Origin of the sequence: Nostoc sp. (assembly GCF_036917195.1) — a bacterium.
Lineage (GTDB): Bacteria > Cyanobacteriota > Cyanobacteriia > Cyanobacteriales > Nostocaceae > Nostoc.
In genome coordinates this window covers 41,973-48,313 of the sequence record NZ_JBALDG010000087.1, presented here as the reverse complement: position 1 = coordinate 48,313, position 6,341 = coordinate 41,973, and the positions used below count along the sequence as shown (strand labels likewise).

The window sequence follows — 6,341 nt, the reverse complement described above, 5'->3', positions numbered from 1 at the left end:
AACAAATGAGTTCCCCGAAATAACAAATGAGTTCCCCGAAATAACAAATGAGTTCCCCGAAATAACAAATGAGTTCCCCGAAATAACAAATGAGTCCGCCGAAATAACTTTTGCGTTGGCGAGCATTTACCGCAGGCATCGCCATGATTGCAACAATTTAGCTTTGACGCAGGAGCGTAACGCACCCTTCTCCTATCGCAGACGCTACGCGTAGCAAGATCCCGAAGGGTACGGATGACGCTCCTGTCTTGAAAAGTGACGCTCCTGCGGACGCTCGTTCCGACGCTCCTACGTTGCTAACGCAGCGCTAACGGCAAAAGCCGCCGCTCCGACTAAGCAGACCTAGAGAGCCAGCCTACTAATGTATATTGACAAAAGCTTAAGTATGTGTATTGAAATAAAACGCCTATTTTTGATTGAAGATTACCAAGCACAAGGAAAACCCCTACCAGAGCCTTTGACTGCAAACGTTTCCTTTCGGTTTGTGTAATTCTCACCCTAATTATAAGAACACTCGGTAATTTCAAAAATGATTCAACAAAATTTTATAGGAGTTATGAGGTATAGTCTTTATTCTTAACTCCTGTACATACGCGATTAATCGCGTCTCTCCAAACCCCTAACTTTTTTCATGCCATCTAAAATCTTACCACCGCCCCTAAAACCTGGAGACTTACTACGAGTAATTGCCCCTAGTGGTGCTTTGCGAGAATTTAAGGCATTTGGGCGGAGTGTGGAAATTTGGCGATCGCGTGGTTATCGAGTAGAAATCACTCCCCAGATAGATGACCAATGTGGTTATTTGGCAGGAACAGATGAAAACCGTCGTCACCAGCTCGCAGCAGCATGGCAAGATCCTGATTGTCGCGGTATTCTCTGTGCCAAAGGCGGTTTTGGCAGCACCCGTATCTTAGAAGATTGGAATTGGCCAAACTTAGGGCTTCCCAAGTGGCTCATCGGATTTTCTGATATCACAGCTTTATTATGGAGCCTTTATACAGCAGGAATTTCTGGTGTTCATGCTCCCGTACTGACGACTTTGGCAGATGAGCCAGATTGGTCAATTGAGCGATTATTCAATTTGGTGGAAGGTTGCCCTCTCGCCCCTCTCAAAGGTTGCGGTTGGGGTAATGGTGCAGTTAATGGCACTTTATTACCAGGTAATCTCACGGTGGCCACTCACCTTTTAGGTACACCAATCCTGCCGCATTTGGATGGTGTAATTCTGGCCTTGGAGGATGTTACGGAAGCACCTTATCGGATCGACAGGATGCTGACACAGTGGCGTTTGAGCGGTGCTTTGTCTCAAGTCTGCGGTATTGCTTTGGGAGGGTTTACTCGTTGTGAAGCGCCGCCAACTGTGCCTAGCTTTAGTATAGAAGAAGTATTGCGCGATCGCTTGGGCGATTTAAATATTCCGATTGTCTCTAATCTACCTTTTGGTCATGATAGTCCCAATGCAGCATTACCAGTGGGTGTAAAAGCAACTTTAGATGGGGATGCGGGAATATTAGCGATCGCACATCAGCATTAAGTTAAACTCAGATAAAAATACTGGTTTATCCTCAGGGCTATTTCGTTCTATACATAAACCGCCCAGAACTCAAGTTCAGCGGCTGATAACTAAAGTCCGTTCAAACGGACTATAACCTTTTCTGAGTCATCTTTAGATGACTTTCGCTATTAAACTGGTGAATTGATTCTGAGGCGGGCTTGTCGGAGAATGAAATAGCCCTGGGTTTATCCTTATACGCACCAAAAGTACTATGGGGATTGAGTTCAACTCAATCTCATTTATGGTAGCTTCTGGAAATTCTGCTACTTGATTTAATCATCCACTCACAGAATAATGTGCTAAATGCTCTGGTAAATTCCAATTAATTTTCACATCTGGCTGATGTTGTACTGGTTCAATATTCCCGCGCCAAGCAGCTCCCATAATTTGCATAGTTTGGTAGATGATTGTGTTCCACCCTTTTTGCTTTAAGTAGTCTAAACCTTGTGTGACATCAGGGGAATTTAAATCATGGAATAAAATTAAAGCATCCGCCTCAGCCAATTGTTCACAGATAATCGTATTACTGAGCGGCGCTGGTGCTTCATGATCGCCATCAAGGAAAATCAATGATTACTTACGTTGTAATTGTTTAGCTAATTCCTCTACCTTTTGTGGGCTATAACCGTCTACTAGATTAACTGAGTCGAGAACACTAGCAGGTCGCAGGGAACTAGTTACACTTTCATAAACATCTTCTTTGGCTAAAACAGGATCAATTACATCTAATTCCACTCCTGCTAATGCCATATGGCAGGCAGACCAACCTCGCCAACAACCAATTTCTAAAGCTTTTTTTCCGGCAAATTTGAGTGCTGTATTATATAAAATATGTGCCTCATGTCGATTGAGGAACCCTACAAATGGCTCTTGTCTATCCACGTACCAGCTATGGGGAATCTCTGAACGTAAATAAGGCCAATAATAATTATTGGGGTCTTCAATAATCATATTTGGGAAAAATAAATCAGGATAAATTATCTCAAATTCAGGTGAAATATAGTCCCAAGTAGACAATGAGGCATTTTTCACAATTTCATTAGTTTCTCCCATTATCTGTTCTTTTCTAAAGATTCGTTATGTATAAGTTTTGTCAGCTTTACCAATTGAATACAGTAATACCAAGTCTAAATGAGCGTGCATAGAACTGTAGAATAAGTGAAGATGGAGATTAAAATTCTTGAGGAAGCAATGGCACGCCCTTTCAACCTAGAGATTCATGAAAGTGCTGAGTATTTGTCAAAAAGCCTGAAAAATGCACGCACAGCATTTGAGAAAGAACGTTTACAAATGCTGTGGTGGATAAAAACAGAACAAGTCAGGCAACATAAAGAATTGAGCCGCTTCCTTGGCAGAGATGGGTCAACACTAACACGGTGGTTACAAAGATATCGCAAAGGGGGACTATCCAAGCTTTTGGAGGTAAAAGCTGCACCAGAAGCGAGTCCTTTGATTCAAGGTGAAATGCTCAAAAAGCTAGTGTCAAAGTTAGAATCCCCAGAGGGATTTAGCAGTTATGGGCAAATTGTCGAATGGTTAGAGCAGGAGTGGAATGTGCAAGTCAAGTACAAGACAGTCTACAGTTTAGTACGCTATAGACTAGGGGCGAAATTGAAAGTACCCCGACCGATAAGCTCATCGCAGGATGAACAAGCTGTAAGCCTTTTTAAAAAAACATTCCCTTAGCCTTATTAGCTTTACAAAATCTATTGGCTGGGGGAAAACAACTACGTTACTTGTGTCAGGATGAGACCAGATTAGGTTTGAAAACCGAAACTGGGCGAGTGATTACGGCTGGTGGTGTCAAGCCCATAGTTAGGGTGCAGTGGCCAAGAAAAGCGTACTGGCTTTATGGAGTAGTTGAACCCCTATCAGGATGGCATTTTTGCCAGGAATATCCTCATCTAAACAGTGAAAACTTTCAACAATTTCTTGATGCCCTATCTCAAGAATTAGGTTCAGATATGGCGCTAATACAAATGGATAAAGCCTCAGCACATCAAGCTTTAGCACTGGATTGGCCTGAAAATATTATTCCAATTTTTCAACCATCTCATAGTCCTCAACTCAATCCCATCGAAAGATTATGGCAATTTATTAAACGCCAGTTCAAAGGCGAGAATTTCTCGAATCTCGACCAATTACGTCAACGCGTTCAACATGAATTAGCCCAATTATCTTCTCTGGTTATCTCCTCTTTGACCTGTTACGATTTCATCCTTGAAGCTCTTTTTCATCAAGCTTTATTCTATGCAGGTTCATAGAGAATTGATATTAACCGTGAAATTGAAATCTAATGGCAATTCCTAACTTCCAACTCCTAACTTCCGACTTCCACGAGCTAGCTGGTGAAGTCGGAAGTTACTGCAACATGCAGCGCTGCAACCAGCCGGAGCGACGGGAGCTTCGGCTGTAGGCGGTCGGGTGCAGCGCCTTTTAGCCCGCCGTTTGTCACTTTCAGCTTCGTTTCATCGTGAGCGACCCATCGCTTTCGCTAACGACCTCAAACCTGAAACGCTCATAAAGCCGCAATGCCGAATTGTCTGCCCAGACACTTAACGAAATAGATGATTGCCCGCAAGCCGACGCAAACAAGTGAATGAGCAATTGAGTACCGACGCCTTGACCACGATATTCGGGCAACACAGCAATACTTAATTCAGGCGTGTCATCATCCACATAACCATAACCTTTGTTCCCGCCCACCAGAAAACGCAACCAAACCGCGCCGACAGGCCGGCCTGTTGCCGCATCGCTGGCAAGAAAGCCACAATCACCCTTGCGCCCCCAACCCTGAACGTAGCGCGCAAATTCAGGAAGGCGAACCACCTCACGCGGCGGCGCAGATTGCCATTCTGAAACATGAAGCGCCTCATACAACATTTCCCACAAGAACGGTTCATCTTCTGATATGAGCGGTCGAATATTGCAGTTCATACCCCTTAGTTTGCATCAAAGCTGCGCGCGGCGGGCTAACTATAATATTAGACTGAAAGTTTCTGTCTAAGATCCCGTAGTAGGCGGATAGCCAGAAAGTTTCTGTGTAATACTCTAAAGCCGCTGTTTAAGCCGAATCTTTCCGCATAAGACGCTCATTTTGGTGAATAGGTTGAAAGTTTCTGCATAACATCCTCTCATGGTAGAGGGTGGACTGGCTTTATCGATCTTCCTTCCGAACCGTTGGTGCGATCGCATCTAGTTGAGTTGAAAGTCTCTTTAGACTTGCATATAGCTGTAGATACTGTGCGCCTTCAAAGAGAACTGGTATAACACACTATGGTTGAATAGTTAATACTCAGATCAAGTCAAATCCCCTCTTGAGAAAAAATTAGAGTTTTCATAATTGATGCAATGCCCAAGCAAAAATCCTCAAGGGAAGATTATCCCACAATTCTTAAAAACAAGTGACTTACTCCCAGTAATCATCCCTATTGGGGCTTTGTGAGAATTAGAGGTATTTGAGCATAGGGTGGAAATTTGACGGTTGTATAGTTATTATGTGCTAATAAGCTTTTTTTCAATACTAATACTTAATTTTTCTGATAATCCATTATGAGTCCGATAAAATTTGACCCAATTCCAGAAATATCAGTTGTCATCTGTACTTATAATCGCGCCAAATATTTAGATAATGGTATTAATAGTGTTATTAATCAAACCTTTAAAGATTGGGAACTGATTATAGTTGATGATGGTAGCCAAGACAATACCTTTGAACTTGTCAATTTTTATGTGCAGAAATTCTTCAATATCCGATATCTAAAACATCAAAATAAAAAACAAGCCTACGCTAAAAATGCTGGAATTCAAGCATCTTTTGGCAAATATATTACATTTCTTGATAGTGATGATGCTTACAAACCCAATCATCTAGAATCCCGATGTGAATATATGAAAAGCCATCCAGAAATTGATTTAATTGAAGGTGGATTTGCCAGTGAAGAAGAGATTTTTGTGGCAGATTATTTTCAGCCAGGTAAAACAATTAATTTGCGAGAATGTGTTTTAGGTCCAACATTTTTCGGCAAGAGAAAAGTATTTTTTGAGTTGAAGGGTTTTGAAAATATCCACTATGGAGAAGATACAGACTTTTGGCATCGGGCAGCAAAACTTTTTAAAACGCAAAAAGTTGCTGAACCACAAACATATCTTTATACAAGAGCAGAAACCAGTGTTACCAAAAGTGTTTTATAACAGCACTCATAAAATCAGGCAAATAGAGAATGTAAGTGAGAAGTTGTTGCTTTCCTCTGCTGCTAACTTGATAAGGCATTTGCTAAAGTTAGTAAAAATCACTTAAATATCCGTTTGATTTTGCTAGGAGATGGTGAACTAGAGACAGAAATACAAGCTCTGGCAAATTCTTTAGCTATTAATAATATTGTCCTTTTTGCAGGATCTGTACCCAACCCTAGAGCTTACTTTTCACTGTCTAAAGCAGTTATACTTGCTTCCCATTTTGAAGGCTTACCACTGGTTCTCGTAGAAGCTGTAGCCAGTGGGGTAACGTTTATTGCCAGTGATTGTCCAGTTGGCCCCCGTGATATTTTTGAAGTTCTGAAATGTGGAACGCTAGTTCCACCAAGTGATGTAGATGCATTAACAGAAGCTCTTATTGACCATATAAAAACTCCTCAAAAGAAAATTGAGCGCTCTGAGCTAATTGCACAATTCTTTAGTGAAACTAACTGTGCTAAAACCTTAGAAAGTCTGATCCAGCAAGTTATTTCTCAAAGGGTATGATTAGTTAGGAATAATGTGCTAAATAACCTATATTTCTGGCTAA

8 protein-coding genes and 1 pseudogene are annotated in these 6,341 nt (G+C 41.6%); 6 read left to right on the top strand and 3 right to left on the bottom strand.

Going from position 1 to position 6,341, the window contains the following annotated elements; genetic code table 11:
* Together V7K40_RS30295 and V7K40_RS30290 are read left to right on the top strand one after the other, a co-directional pair.
* Positions 1-214: hypothetical protein (locus tag V7K40_RS30295; protein ID WP_334966378.1), on the top strand; the 214-nt coding region annotated here is incomplete at its 5' end.
* Positions 215-631: 417 nt separating this feature from the next.
* On the top strand, positions 632-1,534 hold the full coding sequence (locus V7K40_RS30290; protein ID WP_334966376.1) for an LD-carboxypeptidase: 903 nt from the start codon (positions 632-634) through the stop codon (positions 1,532-1,534).
* 297 nt (positions 1,535-1,831) lie between these two features.
* On the opposite strand, the gene V7K40_RS30285 is transcribed toward V7K40_RS30290, so the two are convergent.
* Complete coding sequence (locus V7K40_RS30285; protein WP_334966374.1) at positions 1,832-2,125, bottom strand: hypothetical protein; 294 nt, start codon at positions 2,123-2,125, stop codon at positions 1,832-1,834.
* Positions 2,126-2,128: 3 nt separating this feature from the next.
* Entirely contained in the window at positions 2,129-2,608 is a 480-nt protein-coding gene (locus V7K40_RS30280) for a hypothetical protein (RefSeq protein WP_334966372.1), read from the bottom strand.
* Positions 2,609-2,719: 111 nt separating this feature from the next.
* On the opposite strand from V7K40_RS30280, the gene V7K40_RS30275 reads away from it, so the two are divergent.
* Together V7K40_RS30275 and V7K40_RS30270 are read left to right on the top strand one after the other, a co-directional pair.
* The gene (locus V7K40_RS30275; RefSeq protein WP_334966370.1) at positions 2,720-3,241 is read left to right on the top strand and encodes a helix-turn-helix domain-containing protein; all 522 of its coding nucleotides are present in this window, start codon (positions 2,720-2,722) and stop codon (positions 3,239-3,241) included.
* A gap of 77 nt (positions 3,242-3,318) precedes the next feature.
* Positions 3,319-3,819 (top strand): IS630 family transposase, encoded by a 501-nt coding sequence (locus V7K40_RS30270; RefSeq protein WP_334966368.1) that lies wholly within the window; start codon positions 3,319-3,321, stop codon positions 3,817-3,819.
* A 193-nt stretch (positions 3,820-4,012) separates the two neighbouring features.
* Here V7K40_RS30270 and V7K40_RS30265 read toward each other — a convergent pair whose 3' ends face one another.
* The gene (locus V7K40_RS30265; protein ID WP_334966366.1) at positions 4,013-4,492 is read right to left on the bottom strand and encodes an N-acetyltransferase; all 480 of its coding nucleotides are present in this window, start codon (positions 4,490-4,492) and stop codon (positions 4,013-4,015) included.
* Between the two features lie 615 nt (positions 4,493-5,107).
* On the opposite strand from V7K40_RS30265, the gene V7K40_RS30260 reads away from it, so the two are divergent.
* On the top strand, positions 5,108-5,749 hold the full coding sequence (locus V7K40_RS30260; protein ID WP_334966364.1) for a glycosyltransferase family A protein: 642 nt from the start codon (positions 5,108-5,110) through the stop codon (positions 5,747-5,749).
* 84 nt (positions 5,750-5,833) lie between these two features.
* Positions 5,834-6,298 (top strand): annotated as a pseudogene (locus tag V7K40_RS30255) (glycosyltransferase); the annotation flags it as partial.
* Positions 6,299-6,341: the final 43 nt, after the last annotated feature.